3 protein-coding genes are annotated in these 2,540 nt (G+C 49.4%); all 3 read right to left on the bottom strand.

Annotated elements, in window-relative coordinates; genetic code table 11:
• Positions 1 to 1,377: PD40 domain-containing protein (locus GZ212_RS16065; protein WP_166962548.1), on the bottom strand; the 1,377-nt coding region annotated here is incomplete at its 3' end.
• A 20-nt stretch (positions 1,378 to 1,397) separates the two neighbouring features.
• The gene (locus GZ212_RS16060) at positions 1,398 to 2,315 is read right to left on the bottom strand and encodes a type IX secretion system membrane protein PorP/SprF (RefSeq protein ID WP_053971044.1); all 918 of its coding nucleotides are present in this window, start codon (positions 2,313 to 2,315) and stop codon (positions 1,398 to 1,400) included.
• 22 nt (positions 2,316 to 2,337) lie between these two features.
• The coding region (locus GZ212_RS16055) for a gliding motility-associated C-terminal domain-containing protein (protein WP_166962545.1) at positions 2,338 to 2,540 on the bottom strand (203 nt) is incomplete at its 5' end.

The following is a 2,540-nucleotide window of genomic DNA, read 5'->3' as shown; positions in this document are numbered from 1 at the left end:
CTGGGTAAGCAACATGCTCCCCTGGTCATCGTATACAGATACGCTGGCTCCCTGCAATGGCTCCCCGCTCTGGCTGTCGGTAACCATAGCAATAAGGTCTACAGTACACATTGGCTGAAGTCTGAACACCTGGTAGATATCGTCGCTTCCCTTACCGCCTTCTCTATTGGAGGATACAAATCCTTCCCCGCTTTCCTCATCGATGGTAAAGGCAAAGTCGTCCATGTTACCGTTCACTGGCACTCCTGCATTTCTTACAGGCAGGTAAGACCCGCCGTCAAGCTTGGTAAAGAAAACATCCAGGTTTCCTAGGCCCAAGTGCCCGTTGGATGAAAAGTAAAGTACATCGGTACTGCTTATAAAAGGAAAACCTTCATCTCCCTCGGTATTGACAATGTCTCCCAGGTTAACCGCATCTCCGTAGGTACCGTCTCCATTGATGGATACCTTGTAGATGTCATAACCTCCGTGACCCCCTGGCATATCAGATGAAAAGTAAAGGGTCTTTCCGTCCTTGCTCACGCTAGGGTCCTTGATCGTATAGGTGTTGCTGTTCAATGGGAATGGTTTTACATAACCCCATTTCTCGCCATCAAAGGTAGCCTCGAAAAGGTTGTTCACACTGATCTTTCTTCTGGTGGTGCTGTCCTTCTCGTACATCCCCTCCGAGAAACTCTCTCTGGAGAAGTACATGGTCGTACCATTGGGACTGATCGCCGCAACTCCTTCATGGAACTGCGTGTTCACGTCGCCGTCTATCTGGTCGGCTTCCATAAAGCCATCTGCTGTCACCTCGGATACGTAGATATCCAAAAACGGCTGCTCGTTCCAACCATAGGTCTTTCTTGACTTGTTCCTTGCCGTGGCAAAATATAACTTACCGTCCTTGATCGTCCCCCCGAAGTCGGACTGCTCGCTGTTGATGTCCAGGTTCTTCAAACGGAAGGTCTTCTCTTTCTCCAACAACTGTGGAATATAGTCCGGGTTCTCCATGAAGGCTACCGCTCGCTGGTCGTTTGGCTTCAACTCTGCAAACTTGCGCATGTACTCATTGGAACGGTCGTACTTCCCGTTGGCCTTGAGCATCTGAGAGTACTTGTAGATGATCTCTGCATCTCCGGGAGTGCTCTCAAGTACCTTGTAGTACCATTTCTCTGCCTCCTCGGTGTTCAATATGTTGTAATTGGCCTCGGCCAACTGACGGTATACGTACTCGTCGCCCTTGCCCTTCTCTACCAGCTTCTCGTAGCTCTTGATCGCTCTAACGAACTCAAAGTTCTGGTAATATCGGTCAGCTGTCTCGGTCGCCGCGTTCTGGGAATATCCCACTAGGCACCCGATCATTGCTATAAGTATAAATATGTTGAGCTTTTTCATAATTCTGTGTGATTGGATGATTAGAAATAACGTGGTGAACGGGATACCTTTCTCGAAAGCAGGATATCAAAGTTGAGGAATATCTCGTGGGAGGCATTCGCGTTGATGTCAAGGTCGCTCACGATATGGTCATAGGCATAGCCCACGCGCAACTGTGGCGTGATCATAAAGTTTACCATCGCCGTCCAGGAATCCTCCAAACGGTAACCAACTCCAAGTTCAACGATATCGTACATGAAAAGGTTCAAGTTCCCGTCAAAGGTCATAGGTGCATCAAAGGCCATCTTCATCATCGCGTGTGGCTTTAGCTTGAAGTTGTCTGACAACCCGAAAACATAACCTGCAGCCGCAAAAAAGTGCTGCGTCTCAGATCCTACCTTCTTCCCGTTCTCTGCATCCAAATGGATCGTGCTGATGATGTTCGGCATGGAAAGAGATACATAATAAGTATCCGGCTTGTAAAGGTAGAAACCCGCCCCTACGTTAGGGGACACACTGTTCACGTCCTCTCCCAACAATGGGTCATCCGCATCAAGCCTGTCAAGGCCCGTAAGACCCACGTCATAAAACGTAGCTCCCGCCTTGACCCCCATGGCCAGTTTGTGACCGCCGCCCAACTCAAGCGTATAGCTGAAGTCAACATAGGCATTGTTCTCCTTTACAGGTCCGATCTGGTCGTTAACAAACGACAGACCTAGCCCTACCTTGCGCCCTACGGGCATGTGACCGTTGAAGGTCGCCGTCTTGGGTGCCCCGTCGACACCGACCCACTGGCTCCTGTAAAGCGCCCCAAGGGACAGTCCCTCGAAGGACCCCGCATAAGCGGGGTTCATCACGTTCATATTGTACATGTACTGCGTGTACTGTGGGTCCTGTTGGGCATGTGCCCCAACCATCCCGATCAGTACCATAGCGATTAATATATATAGTCTTTTCATTATCTTTTTCTGGTTGCGTTAATTATTGTTCTCTGGTGATATAGAACCAGTCTGTCCTTACCTCGGTGTCCTTGTACTTCACAACGTAGAAATAAGTCCCCGTTGGCAACTCATCCCCGTCATCAGATACGCCCCTGAACTCATCAGTGTAAGCCCCGGTGAAACTGTATACCTTCGTACCGTATCGGTTGAAGATCTCAAGACTGTTAACCCCAAATCCGGTCA

Origin of the sequence: Mangrovimonas sp. CR14 (genome assembly GCF_011764015.1) — a bacterium.
GTDB lineage: Bacteria > Bacteroidota > Bacteroidia > Flavobacteriales > Flavobacteriaceae > Mangrovimonas > Mangrovimonas futianensis.
Note: the sequence above shows the minus strand (reverse complement) of the source record. Positions and strands in the feature narration are given on the sequence as shown.

Bases quoted from the DNA above. Each gene is read 5' to 3' on its own strand.
- GZ212_RS16060 (WP_053971044.1), bottom strand. From the start codon at position 2,315: ATGAAAAGACTATATATATTAATCGCTATGGTACTGATCGGGATGGTT.